Raw genomic sequence first — 16,308 nt, 5'->3', positions numbered from 1 at the left:
CCCCCCAAAGGTTCGTGGAGGAGCGGGATGAACGAGTCATCGTTGCGGGAGCTCGGACTGGATCTGCTGGAGGAGCGCCAGTTCGAGCGGGCGCTCGCGGTGTTCGCCGAGGCGGTGCGCCGGGTGCCCGCGGATCATCGCTCGCGGATGCTGGCCGCGCGCTGCCTGGCGGAGCTGGGCGAGCGGGAGCGGGCCGTCACCGTGTACCACGCCTGTGCCGAGGGCCTGCTGCGGCGCGACTACCTGCTGTCCGCCATGGCCGCCTGCAAGCTGGGGCTGGAGCTGGCCCCCCAGGAGCGGCGCCTCAAGGACACGCTGGTGCGGCTGCACGCGCGCGCGGCGCGCAATGTGGCCGGACGCGCCTCGGTGCCCCCGCCCCTGCCGCCCGAGACGCTCTTCGACGGCAAGGTGGAGACGGACCTGATGGGGCTGAGCGGCGAGGAGCTGAGCGACCGCGCCATCGAGGTGCTCGCCGCGCCGGACCCGGGCGGGACCGCCAACCCCAATGATCGGCCGCCCCTGCCGCTCTTCGCGGACCTGGAGCGCGACGCCTTCATCGACCTGGTGGGCCGCATGGGCCTGCGCTCCATCAAGCCCGAGGAGGTGGTGAGCGCCGAGGGCGCGGCCTCGGACCGGCTGCACGTCATCGTCGCCGGCAAGGCCGAGGTGACGCGGCAGGCCGAGGGCGAGGACCGTACGCTGGGCTTCCTCGGCGGCGGTTCCATCTTCGGCGAGCTGTCGCTGCTCACCGGCGCGCCGCCCACGGCCACCGTCACGGCCGTCTCGGACATGGAGGTGTTCGAGATCCGCCGCGAGCACCTCAACGCCATGGCCAAGAGCTTTCCCGCCATGCCGCAGGTGCTGGCCAACTTCGCGCACAAGCGCATGGAGCGGAACCTCACGGCCACCTCGCCGCTCTTCCAGCCCATGCCCGAGTCCGAGCGCGCCGCGCTGTTGCAGCGCTTCTCCTTCCGCGCCCTGCAGCCGGGCGAGAAGGCGCTGGTGGAGGGCGAGCACTCGCCGGGCCTCTTCCTGGTGCTCGCCGGTGAGCTGGTGGTGCAGAAGGACGACCCGGCCGGTGGTGCCGTGCGCCTGGGCGTGCTGCGCGAGGGCGAGGTGGCGGGCGAAATCTCCCTGCTCACCGGCCTGCGCGCCACGGCCACCGTGGTGTCCGCGCGCAAGACGGCCGCCGCCTTCCTGGAGCGCGCCGCCTTCCATGAGCTGGTGAAGACCTATCCGCACATCAAGAAGTACCTGGAGCAGCTCTCGGATCGCCGCCTGAAGCAGATCGGCGAGGCGCTGCGTCCCGCGGAGATCCTGGACGCGGACGAGCTGCTCACGGAGAGCGACGGCACCGGCACGGCCTGAGGGCCTGGGAGCGTGAGATGACGTTGTCGAGAGGGCACGTGCTGGGGGTGGTGCTGGCGCTGCTGGCCGCGGGGGCGGTGCTGGCCTTCTGGCCCCGGGAGGAGCCCGGGGTGAAGGAGGCCATCACCCGCGAGGTGGTGAAGATGACCGACGCCGCCGAGCGCAAGGACATGGCCGGGCTGATGGAGGGCGTCTCCGACCGCTTCCACTCGGGCGAGGGCTGGAGCAAGCAGGAGCTGAAGGGCGTCCTGCTCGGCCAGGTGCTCCGCGGCAACTGGGTGCGCGTCTTCGTGCGCGACCTGCAGGTGAGCGAGGTCAACCCCACCCGCGGCGACGTGCAGGTGAAGATCATCTTCGGCCGCTCGGAGGCCGACCAGCTCGAGCACCTGGCGCAGGACAGTGTCCTCAGCGCCTACCTCATCGAAGGCACCTTCGAGAAAGAGGCGGACGGGGAGTGGCGCGTGGTGCAGGCCCGCCACCGCTCGCTCGGTCCGACCGAGCTGCTCTAGGAGTCCGGCCTTTTTCAAGGGTTGAGAGCGCAATAAATGGGCGTACTGTTCGGTAGCGGAAGGTTCCGCTCGAGCCAGGACGCTCCATGCCGTTGCTCCGCCGTGCTTCCCTGTCCCGCTCGACGCTCCTGCAGATGGGCGCGCGCATCGCGGGAGTCGTCGCCCTGGCGACGCTGTTCAGCTACCTGAACCTGCTGCACTCGGTGCGCACCGAGAGCCTCGCGCGGCTGGAGCATTCCGTCACGGAGCACGCCCAGCGCGAGCAGGGCATCTTCCTGCTGGCCCAGGACAACCACGCCGTGCTCCAGAAGGCCCTGGCGGAGAGGATTCGCGAGCTCGAGCACGAGGACGTGGACGCGCGCTTCGACAGCCTCTTCGCGCTGCTGCCCGATGGCACCCTGCGCAACCGTCCCGAGCACTTCGACGGCACGCGGATGCCGGGGCTCATCATCCCCGGGGGGAAGAGGTTCGACGTGGAGGTGCGCCGGCGCATCCTGGCCTCCTATGACGTGCTCGCCCAGTACGGGCCCGCCCTGCACACGCGCTTCACCAACACCTACGTCGTCCTTCCCGAGAACGTGCTCGTGCTGTACTGGCCGGATCGCCCCACGTGGATCCTGGAAGCCGAGCCCACCCTCACCATCACCGGCATGGGGTTCTACGATCAGAGCCGGCCCGAGAAGAATCCCGAGCGGCGGACGGCCTGGTGCGGCACCTACCCGGATCCCGTCACCCGGAAGTGGATGGTGTCCGTCTCCACGCCGGTGGACATGGACGGCCGCCATGTCGCGACGCTCGGCCACGACGTGCTCATCGAGGAGTTGATGGCCCGCACCCTCCAAGACCATCTGCCCGGCGCGTACAACATGCTCTTCCGCGACGACGGGCAGCTCATCGCCCATCCCGAGCTCACCCGGGAGGGCAGCACGGGCGTCTATTACATCCAGGGCGGCCCCGGGCAGAACGGCGAGGGCCCTCCCGTCTCCGAGGCGCAGCGGCGCGAGCTGCGGAGCGTCTTCGAGCAGGTGCGCGGCCTCGTGCCCGGCCAGACGGTGGCGGAGCTCCCGGAGGGGGCCGGGTACGTCGCGATGGCCCGGCTGCAGGGCCCTGGCTGGAACTTCGTCACGGTGCTGCCCGAGCACGTGGTGTCCGAGCCCGCGTTCCGCGCGTCGCGCCAGGTGCTGCTGATCGGCATGCTCGCGCTGCTGGCGGAGCTGGTCATCATGTCCTGGGTGCTCAAGCAGCAGATAACGCGCCCGCTGCTCGCCTTCACCCAGGCCACGGACCGGGTGGCCGCGGGGGACTTCCAGGTCGGGCTGGACACCTCGCGCGAGGACGAGCTGGGACAGCTGGCGCGCTCCTTCCGGTTGATGGCCGACAAGGTCCAGCAGCGCGAGGAGGCCCTGCGACAGGCCAACGAGGGGCTGGAGCACCGGGTGGAGGAGCGCACCGGCGAGCTGCGCGAGGTGCACCACCAGCTGGTGCAGACGGCCCGGCGCGCGGGCATGGCGGAGATCGCCACCAACGTGCTGCACAACGTGGGCAACGTGCTCAACAGCGTCTACACGTCCGCGCAGCTCGCCCGGGAGCGGCTGGGGATGATGCGGCTCGAGCATGTGGGCCGCGTGGTGAGCATGCTCGAGGAGAACCAGAGCGGCCTCGGCCCCTTCTTCACCGAGGACGAGCGCGGCCGGCACGTGCTCCCCTTCCTGGAGAAGCTGGGACAGCACCTGCTGGACGAGCGCCAGGAGGTCATCTCGTTGCTCGAGGACGTCGGCCGGTACACCGAGCACGTCGGCGACGTCGTCAAGGTGCAGCAGAACTACGCCCGCACGCCCCGGGTGCACGAGCCCGTCCGGCTGGAGGAGTTGATGGAGGACGCGCTGCGCATCAACGCCTCCGGGCTGCTGCGCCACGGGGTGTCGGTGGAGAAGCACCTGGCCCCGCTCCCGCCCGTGCTGACGGACAAGCACAAGGTGCTGATGATTCTCGTCAACCTCGTCAGCAACGCCCAATACGCCCTGAATCAGGCCCTCCCGGGCCAGCGCTGCCTGAGCGTGAAGCTGGAGCGCGTAGGGGACGAGCGCGTCCGGCTCGAGGTGCGGGACAACGGCGTGGGCATCGCACCGGAGCTGCTCACCCGCATCTTCCAGTACGGCTTCACCACCCGGCTGGACGGGCACGGCTTCGGCCTGCACTCCAGCGCGCTGGCGGCCCAGGAGCTGGGCGGCACGCTGTCGGCCCACAGCGACGGGCCGGGGCAGGGGGCCCGCTTCACGCTGGAGCTCCCCCTGCTCGTGGCGGAGACGGCGGCGGCCTGAGCTACGGCTGCAGCAGCGCGTCCGACTCCGTCTTCCAGGCCTTGGCCATGGCGGGCTGGCCCGCTGCCGCCAGGCGCTTCTCCACGTCCGAGGCCTTCTCCTTCAGCGGCTCGAGCGGAGAGCCCTGCAGGCGTGCCCGGGTGAGCCCGAAGAAGTAGTGCTGGCAGCCGTGGGCGTACTCGCCCTTGGCGAAGAGCAGCTCGCCCATGGCCTCGTAGGCCTCGGGGAGGGCGCCCTGGCCACTCTCCGGGGCCACTTCCACCAGCAGCGGCCTCGCCGCGTCGTAGTCCTTGCGCGCCAGCAGCAGCGCGGCCTTGGCGTACTGCGCACGCGCCATGCCCACGCCCTTCACCGCCAGGGCCCGGTCGTACGCCGCCATCGCGTCCTCCGGGCGGGCGAGCGCCTGCAGCACCTGGCCCCGCGCCAGCCAGTAACGCTCATCCCGCTCCAGCGCGCCCACCGTCTTCCCCTCGGGGGTCGGCACCTGCACGTCGCGGAAGACGGTCTCGTAGGCGTCCAGCAGCGCCAGCGCGCCCTCGCCATCCCCCACCTGCTGCAGCGCCCGCGCGCCGTCCAGGTAGAGCAGGGGGGCCGTGCGCCGCTTCGTCACCGCCTCCTGGAAGGCCGCGCGCGCCCCCGCGTCCTTCTTCAGCGCCAGCGCCCGGGCGCGGATGAAGAGGGCATGGTGCTCCTCGGGAGACGCGGCGAGCGCCTCTCCGGCGTCCTTCAGGGCCTCGTCCGCCTTGCCTTCCGCCAGCGCCAGCGCGGCCCGCACCACCCGGGCACGGGCCTTCAACGCCGGGGAGAGCTCGGCCTCGCGCGCCAGCACGTCCGACACCGTCCTGGCGGCCTCGTCCCGGCCCAGGCCCTGGTACAGCCGGGCGAGCGCGAACGAGAGCCTCGAGCGCAGGTGCTCCGGGTTGGCGGCCATGGCCTTCTTGAAGGCCTCGGCGGCCTGGGCGTACAGGCCCTCGTCGAGCAGCTCCTCGCCGTGGGCCGTGGGATAGCGCGGCTCGCGCCAGGCTCCCTCGCTGGCCCGGGCGAAGGCCTGCCGCGCGTCCGGCAATTTCCCGCGCGCCAGCAGCGCCTGGGCCTCGGCCAGCGCCAGCTTGGGACTCTTGGCGCCCTGCGTCTTCAAGTCCTCGAGGAACTTCTCCGCCTCCGCCGCCTTGCCCTCGGCCAGCATCAGTATGGCCCGGGAGCCGTAGCGCTCGCCCGAGCGCGAATCCAGGGCCTCGGCGCGGGCCAGGTGCTCGCGGGCCGGGGCCTCGGCGTCCGGCTGACGGTGCTCCAGCCACAGCCGCAGGTTCACGTCCGCCGCGAGCGCCTGTGCGTCACGCGCGTCCGCGTCCAACTGGAAGAGGGCCCCCAGCTCCGTCAGCGCCTGGCGCAGGTCCGCCGGGTTGTCGCGCAGCGCCAGCGTCCGCGCCGCCTTCATCCGCGCGTCCACCTGCTGGCGCACCGCTCCCCGGTGCACCCCGTACGCCACCCCTCCCGCCAGCAGCAACGCCACCGCGCCCACCTGCAACAGCGTGCTCGGAAGGCTCTCCCGCCTCCGCCCGTTCCCGGGTCCACCGGGGTTTGCGTTGGTCGCGGCCATGGGGCTGCCTCCGAAACGAGAATTTGAATGGTTTCAGGTGGTTGTGAATGAGACGATAGGGGCTGCTCGTAGATAGGCACGGCACCCCCAGGCGTCAACGCACCCGGCCGCGGGTGTGCCGCGGAGAGGACATCACCATGGCGCTCTACACCTCGCTCGACGCGGCGGCCTTCTCCCGGCTGGCGCAGGCCTACGGGCTCGGGCCCGTGCGCGAATTCACCGGCATCCCCCAGGGCTCCATCAACACCAACAACCGGCTGGTGACGTCCTCGGGGCGCTACTTCGTCCGGCACACCACCGTGCGCTCGGCGGAAGACCTACGCTTCGAGGCGGAGCTGCTGTCGCTGCTCAACGAGTCCCACTTCCCCTCGCCGCGGCTCGTCCTGACGCGCGAGGGCGCGCCCTTCCTGGAGTGGGAGGGGGGCCGGGCCAGTGTCTTCGCGTGGCTGGCGGGCGAGGAGCTCACCCGCGCGCAGCTCACCCCCGAGCACCTGGAGTGCCTGGGGCTGGAGCTGGGCAAGCTGCACCGGATTTCGCTGTCCTTCACCGGCTCGCGCGCCAACCCCTACGGCCCCGAGGTGGTGGGCGGCTGGCTGGAGGGGCTGAAGCGCCACCCGGACGCGGAGCTGTCCGCCATCGCCCGCGAGCTGGAGGGCTGCCTGGCGCGGGCCGAGTCGGCGCGCGGAGGCCTGGAGCCGCGCGGCGTCATCCACGCGGACCTCTTCCTGGACAACGTGAAGTGGCTGGGGGACCGGGTGAGCGCCTTCTTCGACTTCGAGATGGCGTGCCGGGACTTCTACGCGCTGGACGTGGCCATCACCCTCAACGCGTGGTGCTTCGACGCGGGCGCCTACCGGCCGGAGCTGTGCCGGGCGCTGCTGCGCGGCTACCAGGTGGAGCGCGCGCTGGTGCCCGTGGAGCGCGAGAGCCTCTTCGGCCACGCGCTCTTCGGTGCGGTGCGGTACACCGCCAGCCGCATCCGCGATTTCCACCTCTCCGGGCTGCCGCCTGACAAATTGGCACCCAAGGACTTCCGCACCTACCTGGCCCGGGCCCGCGCCCTCTCGAGCATGGGGCCCGAGGGCCTGCGCGCGCTCGTGGGCCTTTGAGCGCGCGCGGCGGGGCTTCAGCGGCTCACAAGCCGGAGACGATGCGCCACTGCCCCTCCTCCTTCTGGAGGACCATCTGCTCCAGCTCCGAGGTGCGCTGGGTCTTGTCGAGCAGCCCCGGTACCCGCCAGCTCGCGTTCCAGTAGTAGATGACGGTGGCCACGTCGTCCCGCTTCACGTCCACGGTGCGCACCTCGAAGTCCACCCGGGGCGAGTCCAGCCGGGCGAAGAGGGGGGGGAGCGTCTGGGGCAGGTTGTCGTAGGTGAGGTCGTCCCGCGGGTCCTCATTGCCACCGTTGTCGTGGAACGTCTTCGAGACGAGCTGTTGAATCGCCTTGGCGTTACGCGCCTCGAGCGCGACGCGGTACTGCTCCATCACCTTGAGGATGGCGCGGGATTCATTGGTGTCGGGGATCTGCGTGCCCTGGATGTAGCGGGGGCCGCAGGCCGCGAGCACGAGGAGGGCGCAGACAAGCAATGGACGGACGGTCATGGTCGTGGGGTTCTCCGTGAAGGGGCAACCGCGCACGGGAGCTTGCATTCCCCGTGCCGTGGAAGGGAGGACGTGGGCCCTCGCGTGAGGCGCGATTAGCTAGCGGAAAGCGTCGCGGGGCACCAGGGGGCCACCGAAGTGGAGGCCCTCGAAGTCGCAGCGCTCGGCCCATTCGGTGGTGACGGCGCGGAAGCCGGGGCCGAAGTCTGGCAGGGCGCCCACCTCGTGGCGCACCGTCCCGCAGTCGCCCGCCAGGTAGGCGGCCTGCACCCGGAGCCGGAGGGCCTCGCGGCGGATGGCCTCGGGCAGCTCACCCTCCAGGGCCTGGGCGAGGTGGGAGAGGGCCTCGGCGGGCGCCTCCACCGCGAGCAGCCGCCGGCCGAGCAGGTAGTGGAGGTAGGGGTTTTTCGGCGCCGTCTCCAGGGCGGTGGCGAGCCGCAGCAGGCGGACTTCCTCATAGCGCTCGCGGAAGTAGGCCTGGATGGGGGCGGCGAGGACGTCCGAGTCCAGTGCGGCGAGCTTCACCTGGGCGGTGCGCGTCGTCTCCGGGGAGGGCAGGAGCGAGAGGACGCGCTCGAGCAGGGCCCTGGCCTGGGCCTTGTCGCCCCGCCGCGAGGCCACGTCCGCCTGGGCGAGCGTCACCTCCGCCTCGAGGGAGGGCTGGCCCTTCACCAGCCCGGCGAGTTGGGAGAGCACCTGGGCGGCGTCATCGGGCCGCTCCAGCGTGGACAGGGCGGTGGCCTGGCCGAGCTGGAAGGTGGGCTCCTGGGGCTGGAGGCGGGCGGCGCGCTCGTACAGCTCGAGCGCCTGCTGCGGGTCGCTCGCGAGGTAGTCGCGGGCCTCCTCCTGGATGCGGGCCACCTCGCGGGCGCAGGCGCGGGAGAAGAGGCTGCCGGTGCGGAAGCGCTGGAAGGCGCGGCTCACCGTGGCCTCGTCCAGGGGCAGGGCGTCCAGGTACGTCTCCCACTCGGTGGCGAGCGCGTCCAGGGGCTGGCCATAGGCGGCCTGGAAGTCGCCGTGGGCGTAGAGGGCGCGCAGCTTCTCCGAGCCGTGGAGGTCGGCGAGGTGGCGCAGGAAGGAGCCCACCAGGGTGTACGCGCGGGCGGGGGCGGATTGGTAGAAGCCCTCGGGGCCCACCAGCTTGCGGATGTCCGGGGCGAGCTTCTGCCGGCGCATGCCCGCGGCCCACTCGTGGAGGGTGAGGTCCCCCTGGACGGGGTTGTCCGCGGCCACGGCCATGCCCTCGATGATGCCCATGAGCGGGTAGAGGCCCAGCCGGGTGGTGACGCGGAAGGGCCCGCTGCCCGCGGGGGCGGCCATGACGTGGGCCAGCTCGTGCTTGAGGGTGGGGTGGGGGAAGTCGCGCCCGTTGATGTGCAGCTCCAGGCGCCAGGGCTTGGCGAACTGGGTGCGGCCGGCGCCCACCAGCGCCTGCTTCTCCTGCTCGGTGCGGTAGAGCCAGATGCGGATGCGGCCCTCGGGCGCCCCGCCGAGGAAGCGAGAGAGCTGGCCATGGCGGAACTCCAGGTCTCTCAGGGTGCGGTCCACGTCCTCGCGGGGCATGCCGCGCCAGTAGATGAGCTGGAAGTGCTCCGAGTCGCGCACCCCACCGAGCCGCTCGCGCAGGGCGTCGTCCGACATGCGCAGGCCGAGGTCCGTGGCATGCGCCTCGAGCAGGACGATGGGGGCGAGCGTCAGGCCGAGCACCACGAGTGCCCCGGTGCGCGGGCGGGGGCGGCGCAGACGGGCCTCGGGGACGTCGAGGCAGAGGACGATGAGGGCGAAGAGGGCGAGCGCGAGGAAGAGCGTCTCCAGGCGGAACCAGAGGAGGGCACCGGAGACGGCGAGCGACTCGTCATAGAGGGGCCCGGGCAGGTGGCCCAGGAGGTGGTTGAAGGCATAGACCTGGGGCCCGAAGACGATGGGCCAGGCGGTGAAGACGCCGGAGAGCAGGACGAGCCCCACGTAGAGCAGGACGGCGCGGCCCCAGCGGCGGGTGGCGAAGCCGCAGAGGACGCCGACGACGGCGGCCAGCACCGCCGAGGGCAGGGTGAGCAGGGGGTAGAAGCCCACCAGGGCGAAGGGGTCGCACCGGGTGCCGACGAGGGCGTAGAGGGTGGCGGCGAGGAAGGGCGGGACGAGGACGGCGAGGTTGAGCAGCAGCGCCGGGCCGAGCGCGTGCCAGGCCATGCGCGCCGGGCTGTCGGGCGGGGGAGTGCTCGGGGCTGGACTCTCCTGGCCTGCCAGGTTGGAGGCCTGGGAGGCGAGCAGGCGGCGCTCCTGGTGCACCGCGGCGATGCCCACCCCGCCCCCGAGCAGCCCCACGGCGATGGAGAGGGTGAGGCCCAGCTCGAAGCCGGGCACCCCGAAGAGGGGCAGGAAGACGAGGGCCGAACCGCCGACCGCCAGGGCCCCGGCGAGCACCCGCACCGGAGCGCGTCGGAGCAGGTCGGTGGCACGGAAGAGGACTTGGCGCATGACCTTCTCCTATACTCCCCCCAGCATGGCCGAACAGAAGACTGGCGCTGAAATCCGCCAACACACTCGTGCACCCATCGAGTTGAAGGTGGACTACAAGAAGCTCAACTCGTTCTTCGCGGACTACACGAAGAACATCTCGAAGGGAGGCACCTTCATCAAGACGAAGAAGCCGCTGCCCATCGGGACGCGCTTCCTCTTCAAGCTCACCGTGCCCCAGCGCGAGGCCCCCTTCGAGCTGCTCGGCGAGGTCGTCTGGTCCAAGGGTGACGCGGAGGAGCCCGGCATGGGCATCCGCTTCATCTACAACGACGATCGCCAGCGCGGCGAGTTCGAGGGCGTGGTGGAGAAGCTGATGGCGGACAGCCTCGGGGCGCAGCTCACGGAGAAGCTGCTCAACAAGCAGCTCCACCCGGGATGAGCCCGCGCTGGCTGCGGGGACTGAGTGCCGTAGTGCTGTTGACGTCCTGTCAGCAGGCCTCCGAGGCCAAGGACAGGCCGTCCCCGCCGGCGGGTAGGAAGGTGAAGGACGTGAGCGCGGAGGATTACGTGGGGCCCTCGCTGCCGAGGGCGCGGGTGTTGCTCAAGGACGCGTACGGCGGCCTGCACCGGGTGGACGTGGAGGTGGCGGCCACGCCGGACACGCGTACGCGCGGGTTGATGTGGCGCAAGGAGCTGCCCGCCGGCCAGGGCATGCTCTTCATCTTCCCCGAGGACGAGGTGCAGAGCTTCTGGATGCGCAACACGCTCATCCCGCTGGACATGCTCTTCATCAACTCGGCGGGGCACATCGTCGGCATCGTCGAGCGCGCCGAGCCGCGCACGTTGACCTCGCGCTCGGTGGGAGAGCCCGGGCGGTACGTGCTGGAGGTGCCCGGCGGCTGGTCGCAGACGGTGGGCGTCACGCGCGGCGGCACCGCGCAGTTCCAGGGGCTCGAGAGCATCCAGGTCATTCCCTGAGCGCGGGGCCCCGGGCGGGTGACTCGGCGTGCAGGAGTGCCGTGAAGACAGTCATCTTCGCCTGTGTCCACAACGCGGGCCGCTCGCAGATGGCGGCGGCCTTCTTCAACGCGCTGGCTGATTCCTCGAAGGCGCGCGCCGTGTCCGCGGGTACGCAGCCCGGCGAGCGCGTCCACCCGGAAGTGCAGTCCGCCATGGCCGAGCTTGGCATCGACCTCTCGGGGGCGAAGCCCCAGCGCCTCACGGACGAGCTGGCTCAGGGAGCGCGGTGGCTCATCACCATGGGTTGCGGCGAGGCCTGTCCCCACGTGCCCGGGTTGAAGCGCGACGACTGGCCGCTCGAGGACCCCAAGGGCAAGCCGGTGGAGCGCGTGCGCGAGATTCGCGACGAGGTGCGCTCTCGCGTGTCGGCCTTCCTGGCCCGTGAGGGCTGGGCGAGGTAGCCCGGTGCCCACGCGCTGACGTGGCTCAGGTGCCGCTGTTCAGCGTGTAATCGAAGACGTAGAAGTGGCTGCCGTTGACGATGTCGATCGTCATCGAGCCGGCGAGGCCCGTGAGCTCCCCGGTGCCCGAGTCCGGCACGACCGTGATGCTCTGGGTGGGCTTGCCGCGAGCCATGAGCGAGCTGTGCTGCATGACGAAGCTGCCACTGCGCCCCGCGAGCACTCCGGTGATGCGCTCGAGCGCGACGTAGCCACCGGAGCCCAGGGCCTTGTCCATCACGCCGAGCATCTCGAGCACGCTCGCCCCCTCGAGGTCGCCGCGGAACTTCTTGTGGAACGTGATGCGGCCCACGTTGAGGCCCTCGGCCATGTCCGTGGCGGGATGGGGAGTGCTCTTGATGTCGAATGCGCCTCGGGCCTGCGTGGTCATGTGCGGTCCTCCGGAAAGTGGCTCGCGAGCCTACGCCTTGTCGCGCGAGATGGGCCCGACCTTTCCCTTGGTGACGCGCAGATAGTCCGCGGGAGCGAGGACGAGCTGCGTGCCCCGCACGCCCGCGGACACGGCGACGGCGTCGAACAGCTCGAGCGTCTCGTCGACGAAGACGGGGTACTCCTTCTTGCCGCCGATGGCCGTGACGCCGCCGCGGATGTAGCCGGTGAGGGGCTGGAGCTCCTTGAGCGGCACGGTGTCCACCTTCCGGTCGCCGCTCAGCCGCGCGAGGGCCTTCAAATCCAGCTCGCCGTTGCCGGGCACCACGGCCATGAGCACGCCGGTGCGGTCCCCGCGCGCCACGAGCGTCTTGAAGACCTGCTCCGGAGGCATGCCCACCTTGGCGGCCACGGTCTCGGCGGAGAGGTCCTCCGGGTCCACGTCGTAATCGCGCAGCTCGTAGCGGATGCCGAGCGAGTCCAACAGCCGAGCGGCGTTCGTCTTCACGGGCTCACGCTCCCAGGGCTTCGCGGGCGGCCTTGATGCGGGCGAGGGCCTCCTCGGGCGTGGTGCCCACGGCGGACAGGTGCCCCATCTTGCGGCCCTTGCGCGCCTCGCGCTTGCCGTACAGGTGCAGGCGCACGCCGGGCATGGCGAGCACGGACTCGAACCGCGGTCCGCCCTCGTGCAGCCACAGGTCGCCGAGCAGGTTGACGATGGCCGCGTGCCGCACCACCTCCACCGAGCCCAGTGGCAGGTTGCACACCGCGCGCACCGCCTGCTCGAACTGACTGGTGAGGCAGGCCACCTCGGTGGCGTGGAAGCTGTTGTGCGGACGGGGCGCCAGCTCGTTCACCAGCAGCCGGCCGTCCTTCAGGAGGAACATCTCCACCACCAGCAGGCCCTCGACCTCGAGCGCGGTGGCCATGGCGCGGGCGATCTCCGTCGCCTCCTGGCTCACCTTGGGCGGCACCTGGCCCGGCAGCAGCGACCAGTCGAGAATCCGCTCTTCGTGGTGGTTGTAGGCCGGCGGGTACACCGCCACCTCGCCCCGGGGCGAGCGGGCCACGAGCACGGACAGCTCGGCCTCCAGCTCCAACGCGGCCTCGACGACCACGGGACGCTGGCCCAGCTCGCGCCAGGCCTCGGGGGACTCGCTGGCGGCCTTCACCTGGTACTGGCCGCGGCCGTCGTAGCCGCCCTCGCTGGCCTTCACGAAGCAGCGCCCGCCCAGCTCCGCGGCCGCCGTGGCCAGCGCCGCCTCCGAGTCCGACTGCTTCCAGGGCCCCTGGGGGAAACCATGCTTCGCCAGCCAGGCGCGCTGCCGCCCGCGGTTCTGCACCACCTCGAGCACCGAGGGGCCCGGCCGCAGGGGCGCGTGCTGGGCGACGGCGCGCAGCGTGGTGAGGGGAATCTTCTCGATCTCCAGCGTCACCACGTCACAGGCGCGCGCGAGCCGGACGGCCTCGTCCGCGCTGCCGAAGTCGGCGGTGTAGCACTGGTCCACCACGAAACGGGCCGAGCACGCGGGATCCGGGTCCAACGCCTGCACCTGATAGCCGAGCGTGCGCGCCGACAGCGCCATCATCCGCCCGAGCTGCCCACCGCCGAGGATGCCGAGCGTGCCGCCCGGCAGGATGGTGCTCTTGTTCATGCGATCTCCCTGTCCTGGAGGACCTCGTTGGTGCGGGCCTGACGCCAGGCGGCGAGCCGCGGGCGGAGCTCCGGGTACTTGAGCGACAGGATGGAGGCGGCATACAGCGCGGCGTTGATGCCGCCCGGCTTGCCGATGGCCATGGTGCCCACCGGCACGCCCTTGGGCATCTGCACGATGGACATCAGCGCGTCGAAGCCGTTGAGCACCGTGGCGGGGATGGGCACGCCGAGCACCGGCAGCAGCGTCTTGCTCGCTACCATGCCGGGCAGGTGGGCCGCGCCACCGGCGGCCGCGATGATGACGGACAGCCCGCGCGACTCGGCCGTCTGCGCGTACTCCATCATCCAATCCGGCGTGCGATGGGCGGACACCACCCGCACCTCATGCGGGATGCCCAGCTCCTTCAGCACGTCGATGCCGGGGCGCAGATGCTCCAGGTCGCTCTTGCCGCCCATGATGACGCCCACCCACGGTGTTTCCGCGCTCAAGCTCTCGCCTCCTGTGCGCCCTCCTGGTGGTTCCAGGAGGTGCGAGGAACGCGGAGATAGGGTGGGGGGATTCCACAGGTCAACCGGAAGCGTACGGCGGGCGCGTGAAATCCCTGGAGAAGGCTCTGGAGAGGGGCCAGGGAGCCAGCCCCACCCCCGCCCAGGACAGGCAGGGGAGGGGGCTCGACCCGGTGGAGCTCAACCGGGGGTGCTCAATACGTGGAGCCGAGCTTGCCGAAGCTCTTCGCCGCCCGGGTCTTCGAGCGCTTCACCGCCGCGCCCACCGCCTCGTCGTCGTTCGCCTGCTCGTAGTCCTGGAGGACGGCCTTCTGCTCGGCGAGGTCCGCCTCCACCGCAGCGGGGCTCGCCACCTGGCTGGCCTGCTGGAAGAGGGCCTGGTTCTGCATCACGTAGCCCTTGGCCTCCTCCTTGCGCCCGTCGCGCAGCGCCTGGGCGGCGAGCTTCAGGTTCTTCGCGCTCATGGCCCGCGTCGCGTACACGGTGGCGTCCTTGTCCTGGCGCGCCAGCACCTCCTCCTGCCGCTCCGTCACCATCGCCGACAGGCTCGCCGCGCTCTCCACGCCCGCGTCCTTGAGCAGATCCAGGTACGTCAGCTTCAGCCCCGTGACGTCCACCGCGCTGCCCGGCTTCGTGCCCACCACCGTGAGCTGTGCCACCACGCGCTCCACCTGCCCCGAGGAGAAGTCCGGCAGCGGCACCCGCACCGTGCGGCCCTCCTGGTGTGCGCGGTAGCCCAGCACCTCGCCCAGCATCACGCCCTCGGGCAGGGTGAAGGACAGCTCCACGTTGCGCGCCACGCTGGTGGCCGCCTGCTGCAAGTCCCTCTGGAAGAGCGTGGCCAACTGGCCCGCGTCTTCGAGGAAGCCGTACGCGCCCGCACCGTACTCGGCGAAGCCCTGCATCAGGTCCTCGTTGAAGTCCGTGCCCACGCCGATGGCGCTCACGCTGATGCCCTCGGCACGGATGCCCTTCACCACCTCCGTCAGGCCCGCGTCCTCGGTGATGCCCTCGGTGGCCTGCCCGTCGCTCATCAGGATGATGCGGTTGACGCGGTAGTTGCCCTTCGCGGTCTCCAGGTGCGCGCGGCCCGCGTGCAGCCCCGCGCCGATGTTGGTGCCGCCGTCGTCCCAGATGCCCTCGATGTACTGCAGCATCCGCTCGCGGTTGGCGGGCGTGGCGGCCAGGCTCGGCAGGCTCTTCACGTCCGAGCCGTAGTGCACGATGGCCAGCCGGTCCTCGGGGCCCAGCAGCCCCACGAGGTGACGCGCGGCCTGCTTCGCCTGCTGCAGCTTGTAGCCGCTCATGGAGCCCGAGCGGTCGATGACCACCGCCAGGTTCACCGGCGAGCGCTGCGAGCCCGGCACCTCCACGCCGGTGAGGTCCACCGTGACGAAGAGGTCCGAGCTACCCGGAATGATGTAGGGGTGGGACAGCCGGCTCGTCATGGACAGCGAGCCGTTGGTCGCCGTGGCCGGCCGGGGCGGGGACACCGGCGTGGCGGGGTGGGACGGCGCCAACCGCGGCAGGCCCAGCACCAGGGCGGTGAGGGCCAGTGCGGCGGTCAGGGAGACGAAGACGACCGTCTTGTTCATGACAGGGGGCTCCATACGGCGAGGGCCCGCTATCCACGTCCAGCGCGCGAAAAAGTTCTACTTCTTTCGCGCGGGGTGCGTCAGTTGCTCGCGGGAGGGGCCTCGGTCTTGGAGGCGCAGAAGTACGGGGAGGAGTTGTCCCCGAACGTCTGGCGGTAGCCGACCGGATCCTTGGCGCGCATGTAGTCCAGGGCGGCCTGATCCAGCAGGAGGGCGCGGCAGCTCATGCCGGCCTTGACCTCGGCGGCGGCGTCCGGGTGGTTCACGGCGCAGGGGTCCTGCAACTGGGGCGTGTTCGTGTCGTTCGGCTGGCACGCCTTGCTGCAGTAGCCCAGCACGCGCAGGCCGTCGCCCTCGCCACTGGTCTGGACGGCCGAGTTCGCATCCCGGACGCAGATGAGATCCTCGCAGTCCAGCGAGCCGAAGGAGATGAAGTCCTTGTCGCCCTTGCCGATATCCGACAGGGTGACCGGATCGTACTTCGTGGTACCGGACTGTGACTTCTTCACCAGCACGCAGGGCTTGCCGATATCGGAAGGAACCTCGCACCCGCCGCACAGCAGGGCGGCACCCACCAGAAGAGCCAGACGCGCAGACATCGACGTGCACCTCATGAGACGCATGTGAGCGGCCACCGTAACACAGCGACTCCTCAAGCCAACGGGTGGCGTGGCCGCATGGATGCCCTCTGGACAAGTGCTCCGCACACTCCGCCTGCAACAATACCGAGTGGATACACGAAGTGACGCGCCGGGTGCTCTTCACCGGATACAGAGGGAGCAGGCGAGCTTTGTTCGGTTGATGGGCCGCGAGCGTGGCGGATAGGATGCCCACCAGCA

Annotated in this window: 16 protein-coding genes; 7 read left to right on the top strand and 9 right to left on the bottom strand. The window is 70.9% G+C overall.

From position 1 onward, the window contains the following. The first annotated feature begins 27 nt into the window (after positions 1-27). The 3 genes from ACJ8AN_RS21795 (at position 28) to ACJ8AN_RS21785 (ending at position 4,198) form a co-directional block, all read left to right on the top strand. Positions 28-1,368 (top strand): cyclic nucleotide-binding domain-containing protein, encoded by a 1,341-nt coding sequence (locus ACJ8AN_RS21795; RefSeq protein ID WP_407757341.1) that lies wholly within the window; start codon positions 28-30, stop codon positions 1,366-1,368. A 17-nt stretch (positions 1,369-1,385) separates the two neighbouring features. Continuing rightward, entirely contained in the window at positions 1,386-1,877 is a 492-nt protein-coding gene (locus tag ACJ8AN_RS21790; RefSeq protein ID WP_407757340.1) for a hypothetical protein, read from the top strand. A gap of 86 nt (positions 1,878-1,963) precedes the next feature. Next, positions 1,964-4,198, top strand: a complete 2,235-nt coding sequence (locus ACJ8AN_RS21785; RefSeq protein WP_407757339.1) for an ATP-binding protein — start codon at positions 1,964-1,966, stop codon at positions 4,196-4,198. Position 4,199: 1 nt separating this feature from the next. Here ACJ8AN_RS21785 and ACJ8AN_RS21780 read toward each other — a convergent pair whose 3' ends face one another. Then, on the bottom strand, positions 4,200-5,798 hold the full coding sequence (locus ACJ8AN_RS21780) for a tetratricopeptide repeat protein (RefSeq protein ID WP_407757338.1): 1,599 nt from the start codon (positions 5,796-5,798) through the stop codon (positions 4,200-4,202). Positions 5,799-5,935: 137 nt separating this feature from the next. Here ACJ8AN_RS21780 and ACJ8AN_RS21775 point away from each other — a divergent pair, with 137 nt between their 5' ends. Next, a complete protein-coding gene (locus ACJ8AN_RS21775) occupies positions 5,936-6,907 on the top strand; it encodes a homoserine kinase (protein ID WP_407757337.1) in 972 nt (323 codons plus the stop codon). A gap of 25 nt (positions 6,908-6,932) precedes the next feature. Here ACJ8AN_RS21775 and ACJ8AN_RS21770 read toward each other — a convergent pair whose 3' ends face one another. Both ACJ8AN_RS21770 and ACJ8AN_RS21765 read right to left on the bottom strand, forming a co-directional pair. Further along, complete coding sequence (locus tag ACJ8AN_RS21770) at positions 6,933-7,400, bottom strand: nuclear transport factor 2 family protein (protein ID WP_407757336.1); 468 nt, start codon at positions 7,398-7,400, stop codon at positions 6,933-6,935. Between the two features lie 99 nt (positions 7,401-7,499). Then, positions 7,500-9,878, bottom strand: coding sequence for a hypothetical protein (locus ACJ8AN_RS21765; RefSeq protein WP_407757335.1), 2,379 nt, complete (start codon positions 9,876-9,878; stop codon positions 7,500-7,502). Positions 9,879-9,903: 25 nt separating this feature from the next. Between ACJ8AN_RS21765 and ACJ8AN_RS21760 the strand changes: the two genes are divergently transcribed. Genes ACJ8AN_RS21760 through ACJ8AN_RS21750 form a run of 3 tightly spaced genes read left to right on the top strand, consistent with a single transcriptional unit; the run spans position 9,904 to position 11,281 of the window. Continuing rightward, positions 9,904-10,299: a TIGR02266 family protein gene (locus ACJ8AN_RS21760; RefSeq protein WP_407757423.1), complete on the top strand. Its 396-nt coding sequence runs from the start codon at positions 9,904-9,906 to the stop codon at positions 10,297-10,299. Then, complete coding sequence (locus ACJ8AN_RS21755; RefSeq protein WP_407757334.1) at positions 10,296-10,838, top strand: DUF192 domain-containing protein; 543 nt, start codon at positions 10,296-10,298, stop codon at positions 10,836-10,838. The genes ACJ8AN_RS21760 and ACJ8AN_RS21755 overlap by 4 nt, the downstream gene beginning before the upstream one ends. A gap of 41 nt (positions 10,839-10,879) precedes the next feature. After that, positions 10,880-11,281 carry an arsenate reductase ArsC gene (locus ACJ8AN_RS21750; RefSeq protein WP_407757333.1) on the top strand — a complete coding sequence of 134 codons (402 nt, stop codon included), beginning with the start codon at positions 10,880-10,882 and terminating at the stop codon, positions 11,279-11,281. Between the two features lie 25 nt (positions 11,282-11,306). Here the strand turns inward: ACJ8AN_RS21750 and ACJ8AN_RS21745 are convergent, their stop codons facing one another. The 6 genes from ACJ8AN_RS21745 to cglC all read right to left on the bottom strand — a co-directional run bounded on the left by ACJ8AN_RS21745 (position 11,307) and on the right by cglC (position 16,068). Continuing rightward, positions 11,307-11,711 carry a DUF3224 domain-containing protein gene (locus ACJ8AN_RS21745; protein WP_407757332.1) on the bottom strand — a complete coding sequence of 135 codons (405 nt, stop codon included), beginning with the start codon at positions 11,709-11,711 and terminating at the stop codon, positions 11,307-11,309. A 30-nt stretch (positions 11,712-11,741) separates the two neighbouring features. Then, positions 11,742-12,218, bottom strand: a complete 477-nt coding sequence (gene ybaK, locus ACJ8AN_RS21740; RefSeq protein WP_407757331.1) for a Cys-tRNA(Pro) deacylase — start codon at positions 12,216-12,218, stop codon at positions 11,742-11,744. Positions 12,219-12,222: 4 nt separating this feature from the next. Further along, complete coding sequence (purK, locus tag ACJ8AN_RS21735) at positions 12,223-13,365, bottom strand: 5-(carboxyamino)imidazole ribonucleotide synthase (RefSeq protein ID WP_407757330.1); 1,143 nt, start codon at positions 13,363-13,365, stop codon at positions 12,223-12,225. Continuing rightward, the gene (purE, locus tag ACJ8AN_RS21730; protein WP_407757422.1) at positions 13,362-13,823 is read right to left on the bottom strand and encodes a 5-(carboxyamino)imidazole ribonucleotide mutase; all 462 of its coding nucleotides are present in this window, start codon (positions 13,821-13,823) and stop codon (positions 13,362-13,364) included. The genes purK and purE overlap by 4 nt, the downstream gene beginning before the upstream one ends. A gap of 245 nt (positions 13,824-14,068) precedes the next feature. After that, positions 14,069-15,469, bottom strand: coding sequence for a vWA domain-containing protein (locus ACJ8AN_RS21725; protein WP_407757329.1), 1,401 nt, complete (start codon positions 15,467-15,469; stop codon positions 14,069-14,071). 80 nt (positions 15,470-15,549) lie between these two features. Then, a complete protein-coding gene (gene cglC, locus ACJ8AN_RS21720) occupies positions 15,550-16,068 on the bottom strand; it encodes an adventurous gliding motility lipoprotein CglC (protein WP_407757328.1) in 519 nt (172 codons plus the stop codon). Positions 16,069-16,308 lie beyond the last annotated feature (240 nt).

It is taken from the genome of Archangium sp., assembly GCF_045802675.1.
GTDB lineage: Bacteria > Myxococcota > Myxococcia > Myxococcales > Myxococcaceae > Archangium.
This window is presented reverse-complemented; position numbering and strand designations above follow the sequence as displayed.

Coding starts and splice junctions, on each gene's coding strand:
- ACJ8AN_RS21795 (WP_407757341.1), top strand. CDS start 28: ATGAACGAGTCATCGTTGCGGGAGCTCGGACTGGATCTGCTGGAGGAG.
- ACJ8AN_RS21790 (WP_407757340.1), top strand. CDS start 1,386: ATGACGTTGTCGAGAGGGCACGTGCTGGGGGTGGTGCTGGCGCTGCTG.
- ACJ8AN_RS21785 (WP_407757339.1), top strand. CDS start 1,964: ATGCCGTTGCTCCGCCGTGCTTCCCTGTCCCGCTCGACGCTCCTGCAG.
- ACJ8AN_RS21780 (WP_407757338.1), bottom strand. CDS start 5,798: ATGGCCGCGACCAACGCAAACCCCGGTGGACCCGGGAACGGGCGGAGG.
- ACJ8AN_RS21775 (WP_407757337.1), top strand. CDS start 5,936: ATGGCGCTCTACACCTCGCTCGACGCGGCGGCCTTCTCCCGGCTGGCG.
- ACJ8AN_RS21770 (WP_407757336.1), bottom strand. CDS start 7,400: ATGACCGTCCGTCCATTGCTTGTCTGCGCCCTCCTCGTGCTCGCGGCC.
- ACJ8AN_RS21765 (WP_407757335.1), bottom strand. CDS start 9,878: ATGCGCCAAGTCCTCTTCCGTGCCACCGACCTGCTCCGACGCGCTCCG.
- ACJ8AN_RS21760 (WP_407757423.1), top strand. CDS start 9,904: ATGGCCGAACAGAAGACTGGCGCTGAAATCCGCCAACACACTCGTGCA.
- ACJ8AN_RS21755 (WP_407757334.1), top strand. CDS start 10,296: ATGAGCCCGCGCTGGCTGCGGGGACTGAGTGCCGTAGTGCTGTTGACG.
- ACJ8AN_RS21745 (WP_407757332.1), bottom strand. CDS start 11,711: ATGACCACGCAGGCCCGAGGCGCATTCGACATCAAGAGCACTCCCCAT.
- purK (WP_407757330.1), bottom strand. CDS start 13,365: ATGAACAAGAGCACCATCCTGCCGGGCGGCACGCTCGGCATCCTCGGC.
- purE (WP_407757422.1), bottom strand. CDS start 13,823: ATGGGCGGCAAGAGCGACCTGGAGCATCTGCGCCCCGGCATCGACGTG.
- ACJ8AN_RS21725 (WP_407757329.1), bottom strand. CDS start 15,469: ATGAACAAGACGGTCGTCTTCGTCTCCCTGACCGCCGCACTGGCCCTC.
- cglC (WP_407757328.1), bottom strand. CDS start 16,068: ATGTCTGCGCGTCTGGCTCTTCTGGTGGGTGCCGCCCTGCTGTGCGGC.